This window comes from Nocardia arthritidis (assembly GCF_011801145.1).
In the GTDB taxonomy this organism is placed as follows: domain Bacteria; phylum Actinomycetota; class Actinomycetes; order Mycobacteriales; family Mycobacteriaceae; genus Nocardia; species Nocardia arthritidis_A.
On the sequence record NZ_CP046172.1, the window covers coordinates 1,280,432 to 1,299,820 of the forward strand.

Annotated in this window: 16 protein-coding genes; 12 read left to right on the plus strand and 4 right to left on the minus strand. The window is 67.6% G+C overall.

The window, feature by feature from the left end; translation table 11 throughout:
• Positions 1-264: 264 nt before the first annotated feature.
• From eccD to eccCa, 3 genes are read left to right on the plus strand one after another with little or no spacing between them, the layout of a single operon-like run.
• Positions 265-1,716: a type VII secretion integral membrane protein EccD gene (gene eccD / locus F5544_RS05535; protein ID WP_238847101.1), complete on the plus strand. Its 1,452-nt coding sequence runs from the start codon at positions 265-267 to the stop codon at positions 1,714-1,716.
• Positions 1,713-3,152 carry a type VII secretion-associated serine protease mycosin gene (gene mycP, locus F5544_RS05540; protein WP_167472178.1) on the plus strand — a complete coding sequence of 480 codons (1,440 nt, stop codon included), beginning with the start codon at positions 1,713-1,715 and terminating at the stop codon, positions 3,150-3,152. Before eccD ends, mycP begins: the two co-directional genes overlap by 4 nt.
• Before the next feature lie 7 nt (positions 3,153-3,159).
• Positions 3,160-7,218: a type VII secretion protein EccCa gene (gene eccCa / locus F5544_RS05545; RefSeq protein WP_167472179.1), complete on the plus strand. Its 4,059-nt coding sequence runs from the start codon at positions 3,160-3,162 to the stop codon at positions 7,216-7,218.
• On the opposite strand, the gene F5544_RS05550 is transcribed toward eccCa, so the two are convergent.
• Positions 7,160-7,798, minus strand: coding sequence for a GNAT family N-acetyltransferase (locus F5544_RS05550; RefSeq protein WP_167472180.1), 639 nt, complete (start codon positions 7,796-7,798; stop codon positions 7,160-7,162). The genes eccCa and F5544_RS05550 overlap by 59 nt on opposite strands.
• Positions 7,795-8,604 (minus strand): GntR family transcriptional regulator, encoded by an 810-nt coding sequence (locus F5544_RS05555; protein WP_167472181.1) that lies wholly within the window; start codon positions 8,602-8,604, stop codon positions 7,795-7,797. Before F5544_RS05555 ends, F5544_RS05550 begins: the two co-directional genes overlap by 4 nt.
• A 359-nt stretch (positions 8,605-8,963) precedes the next feature.
• On the opposite strand from F5544_RS05555, the gene F5544_RS46190 reads away from it, so the two are divergent.
• Positions 8,964-9,275 carry a DUF4254 domain-containing protein gene (locus tag F5544_RS46190; protein WP_225729867.1) on the plus strand — a complete coding sequence of 104 codons (312 nt, stop codon included), beginning with the start codon at positions 8,964-8,966 and terminating at the stop codon, positions 9,273-9,275.
• 274 nt (positions 9,276-9,549) lie between these two features.
• On the opposite strand, the gene F5544_RS47425 is transcribed toward F5544_RS46190, so the two are convergent.
• Complete coding sequence (locus F5544_RS47425) at positions 9,550-11,040, minus strand: AAA family ATPase (protein WP_428847164.1); 1,491 nt, start codon at positions 11,038-11,040, stop codon at positions 9,550-9,552.
• Between the two features lie 2,937 nt (positions 11,041-13,977).
• On the opposite strand from F5544_RS47425, the gene infA reads away from it, so the two are divergent.
• From infA to truA, 8 genes are all read left to right on the plus strand, one after another.
• A complete protein-coding gene (gene infA, locus F5544_RS05570) occupies positions 13,978-14,199 on the plus strand; it encodes a translation initiation factor IF-1 (RefSeq protein ID WP_003418601.1) in 222 nt (73 codons plus the stop codon).
• A gap of 171 nt (positions 14,200-14,370) precedes the next feature.
• Complete coding sequence (gene rpmJ / locus F5544_RS05575) at positions 14,371-14,484, plus strand: 50S ribosomal protein L36 (RefSeq protein WP_011207363.1); 114 nt, start codon at positions 14,371-14,373, stop codon at positions 14,482-14,484.
• Between the two features lie 206 nt (positions 14,485-14,690).
• The gene (gene rpsM, locus F5544_RS05580) at positions 14,691-15,062 is read left to right on the plus strand and encodes a 30S ribosomal protein S13 (RefSeq protein ID WP_167472183.1); all 372 of its coding nucleotides are present in this window, start codon (positions 14,691-14,693) and stop codon (positions 15,060-15,062) included.
• 10 nt (positions 15,063-15,072) lie between these two features.
• Positions 15,073-15,486 carry a 30S ribosomal protein S11 gene (rpsK, locus tag F5544_RS05585; RefSeq protein ID WP_167472184.1) on the plus strand — a complete coding sequence of 138 codons (414 nt, stop codon included), beginning with the start codon at positions 15,073-15,075 and terminating at the stop codon, positions 15,484-15,486.
• A 20-nt stretch (positions 15,487-15,506) separates the two neighbouring features.
• Positions 15,507-16,112, plus strand: a complete 606-nt coding sequence (rpsD, locus tag F5544_RS05590; protein ID WP_167472185.1) for a 30S ribosomal protein S4 — start codon at positions 15,507-15,509, stop codon at positions 16,110-16,112.
• Between the two features lie 131 nt (positions 16,113-16,243).
• The gene (locus F5544_RS05595; protein ID WP_067785162.1) at positions 16,244-17,302 is read left to right on the plus strand and encodes a DNA-directed RNA polymerase subunit alpha; all 1,059 of its coding nucleotides are present in this window, start codon (positions 16,244-16,246) and stop codon (positions 17,300-17,302) included.
• 49 nt (positions 17,303-17,351) lie between these two features.
• Positions 17,352-17,852, plus strand: a complete 501-nt coding sequence (gene rplQ / locus F5544_RS05600; protein WP_167472186.1) for a 50S ribosomal protein L17 — start codon at positions 17,352-17,354, stop codon at positions 17,850-17,852.
• A gap of 67 nt (positions 17,853-17,919) precedes the next feature.
• Positions 17,920-18,837 carry a tRNA pseudouridine(38-40) synthase TruA gene (gene truA, locus F5544_RS05605; protein ID WP_167472187.1) on the plus strand — a complete coding sequence of 306 codons (918 nt, stop codon included), beginning with the start codon at positions 17,920-17,922 and terminating at the stop codon, positions 18,835-18,837.
• Positions 18,838-18,895: 58 nt separating this feature from the next.
• On the opposite strand, the gene F5544_RS05610 is transcribed toward truA, so the two are convergent.
• Positions 18,896-19,345 (minus strand): Hsp20/alpha crystallin family protein, encoded by a 450-nt coding sequence (locus F5544_RS05610; RefSeq protein WP_167472188.1) that lies wholly within the window; start codon positions 19,343-19,345, stop codon positions 18,896-18,898.
• Positions 19,346-19,389: the final 44 nt, after the last annotated feature.

Here is a 19,389-nt window from a genome sequence, read left to right on the forward strand (position 1 = left end):
GCGCCGCCGGTGCGGACTCCGCCTTTGGAACCGCGCTCGGCCGGTGCGAATACTCCAGGTATGCAATAGCCGTCGCGTGTGCACACTCCGTCCGATAGATTAGGTTTTGCTGGCGGTAGGTCGCAACGTGCGACAGCCGACCATTACATTGCCACGATGCATGCGTAGGGTTCGAGGTAGGTTGCTGAAGCAAGTGGCTATATCAGTGTTTGGAACATTCGGAACAGGAAAGTCCGGCAGTTGACCGAGTCGTTGAGGAGCGGCTTGGGAGCCGCCGAGCCCGAACTGTGCCGGGTGTCCGTCATCGGGGGGAACACCCAGCTGGATGTCGGCCTCCCGGCCACGGTGCCGATCGCCACCTTCATCGGTGACGTCGTCACGCTGATCAAATCCCGCAATCCCGATATCACCGAAAGCGATGAGGGCGCAGCGCCTTTGCAGACCGAGCATTGGACGCTGGCCCGGCTCGGCCGGGACGCCATACCGCCGAGCCGCACGCTGACCGAGGCCGAGGTATACGACGGCGAACTGCTGGTGCTGCGGTCGGTGACCGCCAAGGAGTCGCCCGCGCTGTTCGACGATGTCATCGACGCGGTCGCCCGGCTCACCACCGTCGATTTCCGCGGCTGGTCCGCGTCCTCCGCGCGCTGGACCGGACTGATCGCCGCGGTCATCGCGGTGCTGTCGGCGCTGTTGCTGCTCGTCATCGACCGGCGGCACTCCGACGGGTTGATCGCTCCGTTCATGACAACGGGGGTTGCCATCGGCGCCGCGGTAGCCGCGGCGATCGCGGCGCGCAAATACGCCGACGCGCTCACCGCCGCCTGGCTGTCGCTGTGCGCGCTGCTCCTGTTCTTCGGCGGCGCGATGCTTTTCGTGCCGCACCAACTCGGCAGCCCGCATCTGCTGCTCGGCTTCTCGGTGACGTTGGTGGCCGCGACGCTGATCTACCGGGCCACGGGGGTCGGCGCGACACTGTGCGCGGCGACGGTGACCCTCGCGCTGTTCGGCGGCATCACCGCCGCGGTGCGGATGATCTGGGATTCGGATCTGCCGAAGATCGCGGCGGGCACCGTGGTCGCCGCGATCATGCTCATCTCCTTCGTGCCGCGGCTGGCCGCGGTGCTGGCCCGGCTGCCGGTCCCGCCGGTGCCGACCGCGGGCGCCGCGATCGATCCGGCCGACCACGAGCCGCGCCCGACCATCGAGGGCATCGGCGCCATCGGTGCCACCGCGCTGCCGTCGGCCGCCGGACTCGGTGAGCGCGCGCGTGCGGCCAACCACTACCAGACCGGCATGCTCATCGCGTGCTCGATCGCGGCGGCGCTCAGCGCGCTCATGGCCGTCGACCTGACCGGAACCCCACGCTGGCAAGGTATTTCGCTGGCCGTGATCGTCGCGGTGATCCTGTGCCTGCGCGGGCGCTCCTTCGCCGACCTGATCCAGGCGGGCACGCTCATCGCGTCCGGGTGCGTCATCGTGATCGGTCTGCTGACCGGTTTGGCGTTGGGGGACAGCGATTTCCTGTTGCTCGCCGCGGGCCTGCTGCTCCTGCTCGCGGCCGCGGTCGTCGGCTTCGGGGTGATCGGTCCGCATCTGGAGGTGACCCCGGTGACCAGGCGGCTGATCGAGATCGCGGAATACCTGATGATCTGCGCGATCATCCCGCTGGTGCTGTGGTTGATGGAGGTCTACGCGATGGCCAGGAACATATGACCGGTCGGGCGCTGCGGCCCGTCCGGCGGCGCGGCGCCGGATTGGCCTGTGCCGCCTGGGTTCTCGGTGCGTCGATCTTCGGTTGGCCCGCCACCGCGGGCGCGTACACCGGCGCACCCGCAATCGATCCCGGCGCGCTCGGCGCCGCCCAAGCGATCAGCGGCAGACCCGCCCCGCTGGAAGTGACGGAGCAGAAGAACACCTGCAACGAACCGGTGCTCTCCAAGGGTTCGCCCGCCGAGCCGCCCATCGCGCAGAAGGTGCTCAATTTGCCCGCGGCGTGGCAGTTCAGCCGCGGCGCCGGGCAGAAGGTCGCGGTTATCGATACCGGCGTCGCCCGGCATCCGAGGCTGCCACCGCTGGAGGCGGGCGGCGATTACGTTTCCGATACCGACGGCACCGTCGACTGCGATGGGCACGGCACCATCGTCGCGGGTCTCATCGCGGCCAGGCCCAGCCCCGGCGATGCGTTCACCGGCGTCGCACCCGACGCCGACCTGCTCACCATCCGCCAGCTGAGCCTGGCCTACGGCCCCAAGGCCACCAACGGCGGCCAGGCCCCGCCGGGTGCGATCCACAGCAGCGGCTACGGCAATGTGCTCACCCTCGCGGGTGCGGTGGTGCGCGCCGTCGATATGGGCGCCACCGTCATCAATATCTCCGAAGTCGCTTGCAGCGCAGCGGGAAGCGATACCGCCGACGCCGCGCTCGGCGCCGCGGTGAAGTACGCCTACGACCGCAATGTCGTCGTGGTCGCCGCCGCCGGAAATCTGCAGCAGGACGGCGCGTGCTCGAAGCAGAACGACGGCAGCGGCTGGGGCCGGGTGATCACGGTGGCCAGCCCGGCCTGGTTCACGCCGTATGTGCTCGCCGTCGGTTCGGTCGATCCCGACGGCAGCCCGTCGGAGCTGTCACTGCACGGTCCGTGGGTCGGCGTCTCGGCCATCGGCAGACAGATCGTCTCCCTCGACTCCAAACCCGGCGGCACCGGATTGGTCGACGGGTCGCGGGCCGAGGACGGTGTTCACCCCATCGAGGGAACGAGTTTCGCCGCACCACAGGTCGCCGGTCTGGCGGCGCTGGTGCGCTCGCGCTTTCCGCAACTCACCGCACCGCAGGTGATGGACCGGATCATCCGGACCGCGCACGCGCCGGGCCCCGGCCGCGACGACCGCATCGGCGCCGGGCTGATCGACCCGGTCGCCGCGCTCACCGCGCAACTGCCGGATCAGCCGGTCGCCGCGGGCGCGGACAAACCGCACCACATCGCCGCCCCGGTGGCCGAGCAAGGGCCGGACCCGCTGCCGCGCCGGGTCGCCGTCATCGGCTCCATCGCCTGCCTGGCCGCGCTGGGTATCGGTGCGGCACTTGCCATTCCGTTCCGGCGGCGCCGCCGCGAACCGGTCGACCTCGACCCCGACGTAACAGATCGATAGAGGACCCATGGTTACCGAAGGTTTCGTGCGCCGTCCCCGCATCGCCCCGCCTCGCGCGCCCGGCGGTGAGGTGGCACTGAACGCGCCGCCGGAGATCCAGCGCAACCTGCCGATGCCGCTGCTGATGAAGCTCATGCCGGTGGTGATGGTGGTCGCCGTCGTCGGCATGATCGCGTTCATGGTGATGATGGGTCGCAACCTGCTCGCCAACCCGTTCAGCATGATGTTCCCGATGATGATGATCATGTCGATGGGCGGCATGATGATGGGCATGCGGGGCGCGGGCCCCAAGAGCGCCGGCGAGCTCAACGAGGAGCGCAAGGACTACTTCCGCTACCTCGACCAGATGCGAAAAGAGGTGCGCCGCACCGGGAATAAGCAGCTGGAGGCGCTCACCTGGAGTCATCCCGAGCCGAGCGATCTGCCATCGATCGTCGGCACCCGCCGTATGTGGGAGCGCAGGCCCAACGATCCGGACTTCGGGCATGTGCGGGTCGGCGTCGGCAGCCATCGGCTCGCCACCAAGCTGGCTCGCCCGGAAACCGGTCCGCTGGAGGACCTGGAGCCGGTCTCCACCGTCGCGCTGCGCCGCTTCGTCCGCACCCACTCGGTGGTGCACCAGTTGCCCACCGCGGTATCGCTGCGGTCCTTCCCGGCCATCAACATCGGCGGCGATCTCGCCGAGGGCCGCACGCTGGTGTGCTCGATGCTGATGGAGCTCACCGCATTTCACGGACCGGACCACGTCGCCATCGCGATCGTCTGCGCCGACCCGGACACACCGGCCTGGTCGTGGGCGAAATGGCTACCGCACCTGCAACATCCGACCGCACGCGACGGAATGGGTTCGGCCAGAATGATGTACGGCTCGCTGGCCGAGCTGGAGACCGCCCTGTCCTCGGAACTGTTGGAGCGCGGCCGGTTCATGCGCAACCCGCAGCCGACTCAGGGCAGGCTGCACCTGGTCGTCGTCATCGACGACGGTTACGTCAACGGCACCGAGCGGCTGATCAGCGAATCCGGCCTGGATTCGGTGACCGTGCTCGACCTGACCGCGCCGGAGAACGGTCTGGCCGCGCGCCGCGGTCTGCAACTGGTGGTCGGCGACGGCGAGGTCAGCGCGCGCAGCGGCAGCGGTGTCGAGAAGTTCGCCACCGCCGACAAGGTCACCGTCGCCGAGGCCGAATCGTTCGCCCGCGGGCTGGCCCGTTTCCGGATCGCCACCGCGGCGCAGATCGTCAGCCTCGGCGACGAAACCCGTTCGGACCCGGGCCTGATGGCGCTGCTGAAGATTCCGGACGCCGCGCAGATCGACCCGGCCAAGGTGTGGCGCCCGCGCACGGCGCGCGAGCGCTTGCGGGTGCCCATCGGCGTGACGCCCGACGGCACCCCGGTTGAGATCGATATCAAGGAATCCGCCGAATACGGTATGGGTCCGCACGGATTGTGCATCGGCGCAACGGGTTCCGGTAAATCCGAATTCCTGCGCACGCTGGTGCTCTCCATGGTCACCACCCACTCGCCGGATGCGCTGAACCTGGTGCTCGTCGACTTCAAGGGTGGCGCGACATTCCTCGGCCTCGATCCGCTGCCGCACGTCGCGGCGGTCATCACCAACCTCGAGGAAGAGATCGCGCTGGTCGACCGCATGCGCGACGCGCTGGCCGGTGAGCTGAACCGCCGCCAGGAACTGCTGCGCTCGGCCGGAAACTTCGCCAACGTCACCGATTACGAGAAGGCAAGGGCCGCGGGCGCCGCGCTCGACCCGCTGCCCGCGCTGTTCATCATCGTCGACGAGTTCTCCGAATTGCTTTCGCAGAAGCCGGATTTCGCGGATCTGTTCGTGCAGATCGGCCGCCTCGGCCGGTCGCTGCACGTGCATCTGCTGCTGGCCTCGCAGCGGCTGGAGGAGAACAAGCTGCGCGGCCTGGACAGTCACCTGTCCTACCGCATCGGCCTACGTACCTTCTCCGCCAACGAATCCCGGGCCGTGCTCGGCATCACCGACGCGTACCACCTGCCGGGCATCCCCGGCTCCGGCTACCTCAAGAGCGACGCCGACGACCCGCTGCGCTTCAACACCACCTACGTTTCCGGCCCATACGTCTCACCCAGCGGCGGCAGGCAGGTGGACGGCAAGCTGTTCGGCGGGCAGTCCCCGACGGTATTCACCGCCGGCCTCGTCGAAATGCCGGAGCAGCCGGTCATCGAGGATGCGCCGGCGCGTCCGGCGCTGCCCGATCTGCCCCCGCCGCCCGGCAGTGCCGAGGCGGAGGCCGAGGGCATTCCGGAAACATTGCTCGGGGTCGTCGTGCGACGCCTCACCGGACACGGCCGTCCGGCGCACGAGGTGTGGTTGCCGCCGCTCGACGAATCGCCGACCGTGGATATGCTGCTGCCCGACCCGGATTGGCGTTCCCCGGTGAACCGGCACGGCCAGCTCTGGATGCCGATCGGCATCATCGACAAGCCGTACGAGCAGCGTCGCGATGTGCTCACCGTCCAATTGGGCGGTGCGCTCGGCAATGTCGCGGTCGTCGGCGGTCCGCAGTCGGGCAAGTCGATGACGCTGCGCACCCTGATCATGGCCGCCGCCGCGACGCACACCCCCGAGCAGGTGCAGTTCTACTGCCTCGACTTCGGTGGCGGCAGCATGGCCGCCACCCTCAACGGGGTTCCGCATGTCGGCTCGGTGGCCAACCGGCTCGACAGCGACCGGGTGCGGCGCACCATCGCCGAGATCACCACCCTGATGCGGCAGCGCGAGGAGCGCTTCGGCGAGCTCGGCATCGAATCCATGGTCGACTTCCGGCGGCGCAAGTACGCGCAGCTGGAGGCCAGGCTGATCAACGGCACCGAGCCCGACCCGAACGATCCGCTGGCCGCCGATCAATTCGGCGACGTCTTCCTGGTGATCGACGGCTGGGCGGTGATTCGCGAGGAATTCGAGTCGCTGGAGCCGCAGATCTATGCCATTGCGGCACAAGGCCTTTCGTACGGCATCCACCTGATGATCGCCGCGGCGCGCTGGGCCGAGATCCGGCCCGCGGTCAAGGATCAGATCGGCACCCGGCTCGAACTGCGCCTCGGCGATCCGTCGGACTCCGAAATGGGCAGGCGCACGGCCACTCTGGTGCCGGTCGGGCGACCGGGCCGCGGCCTCACCCCCGATCAGCTGCATATGCTCATCGCGCTGCCGCGGATGGATTCCATCTCCGATCCCACGACCGTCAACGACGGCATCAATGTCGCCAAGGCGCAGCTGGCGGAGATGTATCAGGGGCGGCGGGCGCCCGAGGTGCGCATGCTGCCGCATCAGATCAGCCGCGAAGAGGTGCTGGCGATCGGGCGCGCGCACGGTGTCGAGGTCGGGCCGACCAAGGTGCTCGTCGGGATCAGCGAGAACGAATTGGCGCCCTACGTCATCGATTTCGACGCCGATCCGCACTTCATGGCCTTCGCCGATACCGAATCCGGCAAGACGACGTTCCTGCGCAATATCGCCATGGGTATCGCGGAGAACTCGACCCCCGAACAGGCCAAGATCATCCTGATCGATTACCGCCGCACCATGCTCGGCGTGGTGGATCAGGATCGACTGGCCGGCTACTCCACCTCGTCACAGACCTCCGGTCCGATGATGGCGGAGCTGGCGCGGTTCATGTCCAAGCGCATCCCCGGCTCCGACATCACCCCGCAGCAGCTACGCGAGCGCAGCTGGTGGACGGGACCGGAGATCTTCGTGCTCGTCGACGACTACGACATGATCACCGCGGGCACCAATCCGCTGATCCCGCTGCAGGAATACGTGCCGCAGGCGCGGGATATCGGTCTGCACCTGATCATCACCCGCCGGGTCGGCGGACTGTCGCGCGCGCTCTACGACAACGTGATCGGCGCGATGAAGAACCTGTCGGTCGACACGCTGCTGATGAACGGTCCGCGCGACGAGGGCAGGCTCTTCGGTGAGGTGCGGCCGATGAAGCTGGTGCCCGGCCGCGGCATCCTCATCTCCCGTACCCGGGGACAGGAAATGGTGCAGATAGCCCATCTCCCACCGTTGTGAACACCGGCGGCGCGCTGCCGGGGCGGTGCTCCCGCCCCGCCAGCGCGGCCTCGAAATCCCAACTGTCGGTACATCTTTCGAATAGCGCGCAGGATGGTCCGGTGGCCACCGGACCCGCTATGCGCACCAGCTGGAATCCGGCCCGCCGGTAGTACTCGTGTAGCTCGGTGTTGGTGGTCCAGGCATCCAGCCGCACCCATGACCGTCCCTGCTCGAAGGCGAGCGCGCCCGCCTTCGCCAGCAGCCGGTGGCCGATGCGCTGCCCGGCGAAGCGCAGGTCGACGATCATGTAGTGCACGATCACCGCGTCGGCCAGCTCCCACGGCGACCAAAGCCCGGGATCGGCGCGGTCGTTCACCGTGATGGTGCCCGCGGGTTCGCCGTCCACCTCGGCGATCCAGGTTTCGCCCGCGTCGAGGGAACGGCCGACGGCCCTGGCGAAGATTTCGATCGGCTTACCGCGGCCGGCGACCGTCCACTGGTCCGAACCGCGTGCGGTGAGCCAGGCGGTGCGCTGCACCCGTAGTCGGCAGATCGTTCCAAGATCGCCGAGCGTCGCCTGGCGGAGCTCGATAGTCATGGCAGTGAGATACCTGGCCCATACGAAGTGCCGAGAGTCTTCTTGATTATGGCGGCACCCTCGGCATCGCCCAACTCGTAGGCGATCCGGTTGCGACTGGCGACCGACCGGTGTCTGGTCGCCCGGGTCACCCGCTCGTGGTTGGCGCCGATTCGCAAGTGGTCCAACAGGATTGTGCCCGCGGCCACGCCCAGCACGGCCGCCTCCTCCGCCGTCGCGGGGCGGGCGACCAGCGTGTCGCGGTGCGCGGTCTCGGCATGACCGCGCTCGGCCAGCCGCCGGGTCGTGCCCTCCGGAATGTCGTGTGGGGAGTCGATTCCGGTGGCCTCGGCCAGATCTCTCGGATAGAAGCTCACCTCCCAGGACCATGGCTCGTGATCTAGTAGTTGCACCACGGTGCGGGCCAGCACCCACGAGTCCTCCGGCACGCCGAGCCACAGCGCCACCTCGGCGGTGGCGGGCAACATTTTGGCGCTGAACTCCTTCGCCGGTTCGCGATGCGCGCCCCTGGCCAGTTCCTCGAAAATGTCGTGCGCGGATAGCGGGCGATCGGGTCTGATCGGGTCGGTGACAACGGATTCCAGCACTTCCTGATTGCGGACAATGGTGCCCCGGGAAGTTGCCGTATAGACCAGGTTTTCGGTGACCAGCAGCTGAATTGCGTTGCGAGCGGTGGTGATCGACACCTGCATTTGTTCGGCCAGTTCGGTGTGGCTGGGAAGTCGGTCGCCCGGCTGCCATTTGCCAGCGCGTATCTCCTCACGGAGGAGATACGCGATCCGGTGATAAGTCGGACCCTCCGGCATCTTGCTCCTCGGTTGGTCGTGCAGGTAACGAAGTGTACTCTTCGTGCCTTTCTACGGCCGGGTAACGCTTGACAGGGGCCTTCAGAGGTTTATTGTAATGAACGTCCTGATCCGGTGTTGTGCGGCGATGACGGCGAGGCAACGTGGCAGGTTCGGATACAACGGTCGTAATGGCTCTTCCCGGCACATCGCGGTGTGTCGAATCGGCAGTGCAGTCCGTGAGTCCAGGATTGCTGCCGACTTCCGATCTTCTGGTGCGGGCGTGTCGCGGGCACCGCGTCGTCGGTGGCCCGCTGCTATGGTTCGCCAGAGATTTGGCCGTACTACATGAGAGACGGCTGGTCGGCCGTGGCGGATCGGTGGACACCGATCCCACGGCGATCGTCGAAATCGAGCGTCGCAGAATCGAATTGGTGATGGCGATCGATGATTGGGTGGCGCGCACCGTACCGCGGCATCGCCTCGGTGCGACCCTGCATACCGAGACCGTCGGCGCGGTGATCGACCGCCTGGCCGAGTCGTCGGTGCGCGCGCACCACGCGTTGATGACGTTGGACGCCCACGACGACCGCCTACATGGGGCATGGCATCACCTCGCCGAATTGGCCGACGCCTACGACGATTTGGTGCGCGACGTGCTCGCCGGCCGTCGCCGCCTACCCGAGTGGTGATCAGCCAGTCCATGAGCGCCGTCCCCTCCGGCGCGAAATAGACACGGCCGGTTGGCAATTCATGCCGACCGGCCGTGTCCTGTTTCCAGTGTTGTTCGCACAAGTCTTTCGGCTTCTTGCGCGTGCAATTGCCTGTGCAAGAAGCCAATTGCTATGCGCGAGCGAATCGCCTACGGGCGCAAAGCCAACGGCCAGTGTTCGCACCGGTCCGGCTCCGGCAAACCGATAGCTCGCACCGACCGGTCGGGCCTATTGTCAAGTGCCCCTGGCGGATTCAGCTCCAATTGCGACGGTGATCGGTCGCGAAATCATCCGCGACCGTCGCGGCCAACTCGACATATGCCCGCTTTGTCGTCTTGTTCAACCTGTGCAGATCGATCTCCGCGCCCTCCGACATATGCGGATCGAACGGGATGATATGCACCGCGCGGCAACGCGACAGGAAATATTCGCGCAATTGTTGAATTCCGACATTCGGTGATCCGGCTCGCGGCGAATTGATCACCACCACCGCATTTCGCACCAAATGGTCGTGCCCGTGCAGCGACAGCCAATCCAGGGTGGCCGCGGCGCTGCGCGCGCCATCGATGGCGGGGGAGGAGATCAATACCAGCGAATGCGCCAGATCGAGCACGCCCGACATCGCCGAATGCATGAGGCCGGTGCCGCAGTCGGTGAGGATGATGTTGTAGAACCGCTGCAGGATCCGCGCGACGGCCCGGTACTCCTCCTCGCTGAACGCCTCCGACGCCGCCGGATCCCGTTCGCTGGCAAGCACTTCCAGCCGACTGGTCGACTGCGAGGTGTGCCTGCGCACGTCCGAGTAGCGCTGGATGGCCGGGTCGAGCAGCAGATCCCGCACCGTGGAGCGGGTCTGCAGCGGCACCCGCTGCGACAGCGTGCCGAAGTCCGGGTTGGCGTCGACGGCGATCACCCGGTCACCGCGGATCGAGGCGAAGGTGGAGCCGAGACCCATGGTGGTCGTGGTCTTGCCGACGCCGCCCTTCAACGAGAGCACCGCGATCCGGTAATCGCCGCGCACCGGTTGCCGGATCCGCGCCACCAACTCCTGCAAGCGCCGTTCCTCGGCCGACATGCCGGGGTTGATCGCACCGCGAGAGGCGTGATGCACCGCCTTGCGCCAGCCGGAACCCGGCGCCTTGGTCGCGCGCCGCATCGGCACATCGTCCAACGACGGCGGCGGCCCCTGCTGATACTGCGGCCCCTGCGGATACTGCCCCGCCCGGAACCCGCCCGTCGCCGGGCCGAGCCCGGGCACGCTCTGCACGTGCGGCCCGTACTGCCCCTGCTGATCAGGGCCAGGCGCATACGGCGGCGTGGGCCCGTAACCCGCTGCCGCACCAGAAGTTTCGCCCGGCGCGTAATGGCCACCCGGCTGACCGCCGCCCGGCGCCTGACCGACCGGCCCAGCTTGGTCGCTGGTCGGTGCGTATCCGGTCGGCGCGCCTTGGCTCCCTGGCCCGTGCGGGCCTGGTTGGTCGCTGCCTGGCGCGTATCCGGTTGGTGCACCTTGGTTACTCGGTCCGTGCGGGCCCGGTTGGTCGCTGCCGGGCACGTATCCGGTTGGCGCGCCTTGGTTGCCGGGTCCGTGCGGGCCTGGTTGGTCGCTGCCTGGCGCGTATCCGGTTGGTGCACCTTGGTTGCTCGGTCCGTGCGGGCTCGATTGGTCGCTGCCGGGCACGTATCCGGTTGGCGTGCCTTGGCTTACTGGCCCGTGCGGGCCCGGTTGGTCGCCGCCAGACACATATGCGGTTGGTGCGCTTTGGTTGCCCGGTCCGTGCGGCCCAGCTTGGTCGCTGGTCGGTGCATATCCGGTCGGCGTGCCTTGGCTCCCTGGCCCGTGCAGGCTCGGCTGGTCGCTGCCAGGCACGTATCCGGTTGGTGCGCTTTGGTTGCCCGGTCCGTGCGGCCCAGCTTGGTCGCTGGTCGGTGCATATCCGGTCGGCACGCCTTGGCCCCCTGGCCCATGCAGGCTCGGCTGGTCGGTGCCTGGTGCGTATCCGGTTGGCGTGCCTTGGTTGCCCGGTCCGTTTGGTCCGGGTTGGTCGCTGGTCGGTGCGTATCCGGTTGGCGTGCCGGGTCCGGGCTGGTCGCCGGTTGGTGCATACGGCGGCTGGTGGAATCCCGCCTGCGCATCCGGACCGCCGGGTGCGGCGGATGGTTGCCCGTATCCGGCCGGGACACTTGGGTTTCCGCTCACCGGTGGCTGATGGAATCCGGCGCCGCCCGGCGCGGACTGGTTCATGCCGGGCGTGTATGGCGGCTGTCCGGGAACGTACGGTCCCGTCGGCGCATACCCGACTCCGGGAGGGAGGTAGGAGGCGGGCTGATCGCTGACCGGCGCATACGGCGGAGCGGCCGGACCGGGCCCGTACGGATTCTGGCCGGGCGCTTGCGGATTCGGCGGACCACTCGCATAACCCGTCGGCCCGTACTGGGGCTGCCCACCACCATTGGCATCACGTGACGAATCGCCGGGCTGGTTCGGGGATCCGGGCAGATCACCCACATAACCCATCGTTCCGGCGGATGTATCACCGGCGGGCGCATAGTCGGCGGCCTTGGCCAACGCCTCCGCCTCGGTCGCCTCGTACTGGGCGGAAACTCGATGGCGGCCACCGACGCCCGAGCGTCCGGCGCCCGCATCGGATCCCGAGGTCACCCATCCGGAATCCGCTTGTCCGGGCGCACCGGATCCCTCCGGCGTCAGCGGTCCGGTCTGCCAACTCCCGCCGGACAGCCGCCCACCGGACAGTCGCTGCGGCTCCGCGGCACCATTCGGCCGCGCGGACTCGCCGCCGCGCGAAGTCTCATCTGCTCCATTACCCGCGTCGAATTCGGCCGCATCGGTTTCGCCGGGCCGAACCGGCACCGGGCCGGACCCCTCGGCTGCCGCGGACCGCACCGGTATCGAGCCGGGTGCGTCGCCGAATTCGACTGAGCCGGAGCCTATTTCGCCTGGACCGGCAGGGATGCCAGGTCCGGATCTGTGCGGCGCGGAGCGGTCCTGATCCGTACCGTGGCCGCTTTCCGGCGTCCCCGAACTTCCTTGCGCGCCAACGACTCCCGCATCGGGCCGCACCGCGCTGTCGGCTCCGGTCGCGGACTGGAATGCCGCCGAACTGTCGTGCGTGGCTCGGAATCCCGGACCGGTTTCGATCGCGCCGGATTCGGGTGTCCCTGGCCGCGAGCCCGGTCCGTCATCGAGTCCGGGTGTGCCAGGTGCGGATTCGCCGCGGGTCGGCGCAGCTCCCTCGACCGCTCCCGGCGATACCGGGCCGGCGGCGTCGGGCGTCGCACCGGAACGGCCTGCCTCCGTGGCGATCTCGCCCGACGGGTCGGCGAATTCGCCGGGGGGTGGCGGCAGTTCGAGATCGGGGCGGGGTGGCAGCGGGTCCGGCCGGTTGAGCCAGGCGGGCGGGGCCTGTGGTCCGGACTGCGGGATGCCCGGCTCGCCGCTCGGCGGAGTGACCCCCGGTGCGGCGGCCGGATTCGGTCGCGATGCGGAACCCTGTTCCGGCGCAGCGGAATCCGGCGTCACCAACCATGGCGGCGGTGCGTCGGTCTCCGGAGTTTCCCGGCCGCTCGGACCGGGTGTTGCCTGCTGTTCGCCGCTGGGTGAATGTGGTTGCCCCACGGGCGATTCCGGCAGCGGTGGCCGCGGCGGCAGATCCGGTCGCGCCGCTTGATAGCGGACCGTTGCCTCGGTGGACGGCGGCGGCTGCTCCGGCTGCGCGAGTTCCGCTGCGGGCGGCGTGAATTCGGCGTTCGGCGTCGGCCGGGTGCCGAGCGGCTGGAATGCGGCGGAGGGCTGTGACGGATGGCGCGTCGGCAGCGGATGGCGCGGCGGTTCCGGCTGCTGCTGCGGCCCGGACTGTGGCCCGCCCTGCTGCGGCTGTGGCCCGCCCTGCTGCGGCCCGGATGGACCCCACGGACCATCCGGCCTGCCGTGCGGTTCGGCATAGAACTGCGGCGGAGTGCCCTGCGGCCCCTGCATGGGCGGCCCCTGCGGCGGCATCGCCTGCGGCTGCTCCGGCTGCTCGTCGCGGCCCCGGCGCCAACCCTTGCGGCGCTTCTCCGGCCGGGAGCCCTCCTGGCGCTCCGGCTCGGCGGGCCGCGTCTTGAAACGTCCGCGCTTCGGCGTTTCCGGGATGAGGTCTTCGTGCGGCAGATTCTGGACCGGCGCCTCGTAACCGACCTGAGTGACTTCGCTCTCGGATAGCCACGGCGGCAGCATGGGGAGGCCGTCGTCTTTGCGACTCACTGCTCCACCTCGCTGGCACTCGGTTGCGCGTTCGCCATGGGCGCTGCGACGATGGTTCGCCCGCTGCGCTCGCTCACGCACTTCCCCCTGGTTCTGCTGGACCGGATTACCTGGACAGCGGCCAGTTTACGCGACACTCGTCACGATCCGTGGCCCAGCCTGTCGGCCTAACTTAGCCGACCAGCCGTTGTTTGTTGCGTCGATGGGAAATCGTCGAGGCCCGCCCCGCCGCATGTCCCAGCATCGTGCACGAGGTGTGCGTTTTTGCCGGATCCGGCGCGTCCCGGTAAGCTTGAGCAGCGGTGCATCTACGCGCCGACTGTTCGCGTGCGGCCGGAAAGGTCAACCGACTGGTTCACACCGGACAGCTACCAGCAATCTAACCAAGGTTGAGCCTAAACCGGGATCGCGGAGGACATGGCGAAGAAGGACGGGGCCATCGAGGTCGAGGGTCGAGTTGTCGAGCCGCTGCCCAATGCGATGTTCCGTATCGAGCTCGAGAACGGACACAAGGTTCTCGCGCACATCAGCGGGAAGATGCGGCAGCACTACATCCGTATCCTTCCCGAAGACCGCGTGGTCGTCGAGCTTTCGCCGTACGACCTGAGCCGCGGCAGGATCGTTTACCGCTACAAGTAATCCCCTGGGCGTTTGCGGGGGTCGCGACCTCCGCATCCCCGCCCGAGCGGCGATGTAAGACCCCGGTGACCAGCCGTTGTCATGCGGGCGACATAATAGAGACTTCCCCAGCCGTCGGCTGGGGAAAAACTGTGTTCACACCCCTGTGAACCACAACGAGATTGGACGGACGTGAAGGTTCAGCCGAGCGTCAAGAAGATCTGCGAGAAGTGCAAGGTGATCCGCCGCCACGGCCGGGTCATGGTGATCTGCGACAACCTGCGCCACAAGCAGCGCCAGGGCTGATCCCCGCCAAGCACCGAATCGCGGTTCGGATTGGCAACAAGAAGAAGAACTCCCAGCTCCAGCCGCACGCTGTGGAAATTCGGGTCTTTTCCCAGGAAATCAGCCCGAGGCGTGCACGCAAACCACCGGTACGGAGGCCGGTGCCCCAACCAAGAAGCGGGGAACGGACAGGGAGCAGACCTCCGCAACAGTAAGGAAGCTGCCACATGGCACGTCTCATGGGCGTCGACCTCCCGCGCGAAAAGCGCATGGAGATCGCGCTGACCTACATCTACGGCATCGGCCGTACCCGCTCCAAGGAGATCCTTGCGCAGACCGGCGTCAGCCCGGACCTGCGCTCGAAGGATCTCAGCGACGACGATCTGACGAAGCTGCGTGACTACATCGAAGCCTCGGATATGAAGGTCGAGGGTGACCTGCGCCGCGAGGTGCAGGCCGATATCCGTCGCAAGATCGAGATCGGCTGCTACCAGGGCCTGCGCCACCGCCGTGGCCTGCCCGTGCGTGGCCAGCGCACCAAGACCAATGCGCGCACCCGTAAGGGCCCGAAGCGCACCGTCGCAGGCAAGAAGAAGTAGGGGATAAAGGATGCCTCCGAAGAGTCGGGCCTCCGGCCCCAAGAAGACCCAGAAGTCGCGTCGCAGGGACAAGAAGAACGTCCCGCACGGCCACGCGCACATCAAGAGCACGTTCAACAACACGATCGTGTCGATCACCGACCCGGCGGGCAACGTCATCTCCTGGGCGTCGTCGGGCCACGTCGGCTTCAAGGGTTCGCGCAAGTCGACCCCGTTCGCCGCGCAGCTCGCTGCCGAGAACTGCGCCCGCAAGGCGCAGGAGCACGGCGTCAAGAAGGTCGACGTGTTCGTCAAGGGCCCGGGTTCGGGCCGCGAGACCGCGATCCGTTCGCTGCAGGCCGCAGGCCTCGAGGTGGGCACGATCTCCGATGTCACCCCGCAGCCGCACAACGGCTGCCGTCCGCCCAAGCGGCGTCGCGTCTAGCGGGAAAGGAATAGCGAAAAATGGCTCGTTATACAGGCCCTATCACCCGCAAGTCGCGTCGTCTGCGCGTCGACCTCGTCGGCGGCGACCAGGCGTTCGAGCGTCGCCCCTACCCGCCGGGCCAGCACGGCCGGGCGCGGATCAAGGAGAGCGAGTACCTGCTCCAGCTGCAGGAGAAGCAGAAGGCTCGCTTCGCCTACGGCGTCATGGAGAAGCAGTTCAGCCGGTACTACAAGGAGGCCAACCGCCTCAAGGGTAAGACCGGTGACAACCTGCTCCGTCTGCTCGAGTGCCGTCTCGACAACGTCGTGTACCGCGCCGGTCTGGCCCGTACCCGCCGTCAGGCCCGCCAGCTGGTCAGCCACGGTCACTTCCTGGTGAACAACAAGAAGGTGGACGTTCCCAGCTTCCAGGTGAGCCAGTACGACATCATCGATGTCAAGGAGAAGTCGCTCGGCACGCTGCCGTTCCAGGTTGCCCGCGAGACCGTCGGCGACCGGCCGGTTCCCGGCTGGCTGCAGGTGATCCCGGGTCGTCTGCGGATCCTGGTGCACCAGCTTCCGGAGCGCGCCCAGATCGATGTGCCGCTGCAGGAACAGCTGATCGTCGAGTACTACTCGAAGTAATCAGCTTCTGCTGCCGTCCCACCGTCGCTGTCGATCAGCCCCGGCTCCGGCCGGGGCCCCGATCGGGATGACGAGGGAATCCCCAAGACGTGGCGTCAAATAGTGGGCGCCCCAAAAGGAGGAAGATCCTAATGCTGATTTCACAGCGTCCGACGCTGACCGAAGAGGTCGTCGCCGAGAACCGCTCGAAGTTCACCATCGAACCGCTCGAGCCGGGCTTCGGTTACACCCTCGGCAACTCGCTGCGGCGTACCCTGCTGTCCTCGATCCCGGGGGCCGCGGTCACGAGCATCCGCATCGACGGCGTCCTGCACGAGTTCACCACCGTCCCGGGCGTGAAGGAGGATGTCACCGACATCATCCTGAACCTCAAGGGTTTGGTCGTGTCCTCGGAGGAGGACGAGCCGGTGACGATGTACGTGCGCAAGCAGGGCCCGGGCACCGTCACCGCCGGTGACATCGTGCCGCCCGCCGGCGTTGTCGTGCACAACCCGGATATGCATATCGCCACCCTGAACGACAAGGGCAAGCTGGAGATCGAGCTCGTGGTCGAGCGCGGTCGCGGTTACGTCCCGGCGGTGCAGAACAAGGCGTCCGGCGCGGAAATCGGCCGCATCCCGGTGGATTCGATCTACTCGCCGGTGCTCAAGGTGACCTACAAGGTCGAGGCCACCCGTGTCGAGCAGCGCACCGACTTCGACCGGCTCATCCTGGACGTGGAGACCAAGAACTCCATCAGCGCGCGGGACGCGCTCGCCTCGGCGGGCAAGACCCTGGTCGAGCTGTTCGGCCTGGCCCGTGAGCTGAACGTCGAGGCCGAAGGCATCGAGATCGGCCCCTCGCCGGCCGAGGCGGATCACATCGCCTCGTTCGGTCTGCCGATCGAGGATCTGGACCTCACCGTCCGGTCCTACAACTGCCTCAAGCGCGAGGGTGTGCACACGGTGGGCGAGCTCGTCGCCCGCACCGAGTCGGATCTGCTGGACATCCGCAACTTCGGCCAGAAGTCCATCGACGAGGTCAAGGTCAAGCTGCACGCGCTCGGCCTCTCGCTGAAGGACAGTCCGGCGTCGTTCGATCCGTCCAGCGTGGTGGGTTACGACGCGAGCACCGGGACGTGGAGCGACAGCGGCACGTTCAGTGACACCGATGGCGGCGAGCAGGACTACGCCGAGACCGAACAGCTCTAGGCCGACGGGGTAGGCACCCCGGCCCGGCCTCTCATAAGGAGAACCAACAATGCCCAAGCCCAAGAAGGGTGCCCGCTTCGGCGGGTCGGCGTCGCACCAGAAGGCGATCTTCGCCAATCTGGCCACGGCGCTCTTCGAGCACGGCCGGATCACCACGACCGAGGCCAAGGCCAAGGCCGTGCGCCCCTACGCCGAGAAACTGATCACCAAGGCGAAGGCCGGCTCCCTGGCCGACCGTCGCGAGGTGCTGAAGGTCATCCGCAACAAGGACGTGGTGCACGCCCTGTTCGCGGAGATCGGCCCGTCGTTCGAGGGGCGCGAGGGTGGCTACACCCGCATCACCAAGACGCTGCCGCGTAAGGGTGACAACGCGCCGATGGCGGTCATCGAGCTGGTCCGGGAGAAGACCGTGACCAACGAGGCCGACCGCGCCCGTCGCGTTGCCGCGTCGCAGAAGGCCGAGGCTCCGGCCGCCGAGGCGAAGACCGAAGAGGTCGTCGCCGAGGCGCCCGCCGCCGAAGAGGCCGCTGAGGACAAGAAGGACGCCTGACACTGCTCGCGTTCTGAACGAGCCCGCCGCACCCACTGGGGGCGGCGGGCTCATTCATATCCGAAGTATGGGAGTGGTTGATACCGTGCAGAATTCAGCGGATCAGTCGAATGCCGCCGAGCGCCCGACCGAGGAATCGGCTGTGCCGCAAGAGGTTTCCGCACCGGTGCGGGTGCGCCTCGATATCTCCTATGACGGAACGGATTTCATCGGCTGGGCGCGTCAGCCGGGGTTGCGCACGGTGCAGGGCGTGCTGGAGGAATCGCTGACCAAGGTCTATCGCGAACCGATCCAGCTCACGGTCGCGGGCCGCACCGACGCCGGTGTGCACGCGGAAGGTCAAGTGGCGCACTTCGATACGTCCGCCGAGTTCGACGCGGGCAAACTCGTGCACCGCATGGCGCGCTTCCTGCCGAAGGATGTGCGGATCAAGGACGCGCGGATCGCGCCGCCCGAATTCGATGCCAGGTTCTCGGCGATTCGCCGCCACTACGCCTACCGGTTGACCACCGCCCCGTACGGCGCCGAACCGCTGCGGGCCCGCAGCGTTGTGGCCTGCCGCCCCGGCGTCGATATCGCCGCGATGTCGGAGGCGTCGCGAAAACTGTTGGGCCTGCACAACTTTGCCGCCTTCTGTCGCCGCCGTGATGGCGCGACCACGGTCCGCGAACTGCAGCGCTTCGATTGGGTGCGCGAGGGCGAACTGCTCACCGCGTACGTGAGCGCCGACGCCTTCTGCTGGTCCATGGTGCGCAGTCTGGTCGGCGCGGTGCTCGCGGTGGGCGAGGGTAGGCGTTCGCCCGACTGGGTCGCCACGCTGCTCGCGGAAACCGAGCGCTCCAGCGCGGTCACGGTCGCGCCCGCGCACGGGTTGAGCCTGATCGCGGTGGACTATCCGGCGGATTCCGATTTGGCCGCGCGCAATGCGCAGACCCGCGAGATGCGCACGGTCCCCGGAGCCGTCGAAGGCTGCTGCGGCGACTGATAGGGAACCCCCGCGCCGCGACGGGAGGGGCACGATGCGGCGCGGGAGTCGTTCGGCGTCAGTTCTTGGACGAAGTGCCGGCCTCGATGGTGCGCGGCTGGCTGGATCCCTGGATCTCGATGCGCCGCGGCTTGGCCTTCTCGGCGATCGGGATGGTTACGGACAGGACGCCGTTGTTGTAGGTCGCGCTGATCTTCTCGGAATCGACATTGTCGCCGAGGCTGAGTTGGCGCATGTACGTGCCCGCGAACCGCTCGGAGGCGATCCACTGCACGTTTTCCTCGCTGGGTGCACTGCGCTGCGCACGCAGGGTCAGGGTGCCGTTGTCGACGCTGACATCCACTGAGCCTGGGTCGACGCCGGGCAGATCGGCGTTCAAGACGTAGTGGTCACCAGCCTTGAACAGATCCATCGGCATGAATCGCGGCGCGCGCGCGGAACCTGCGGTCTCACCGAGCAATTGGCGAGCGACAGTGTCGATGTCATGGAACGGATCAAACCGGAGCACAGCGAATCACCTCCCATTCGCTAGCGATGACGCCTGCCACGGCG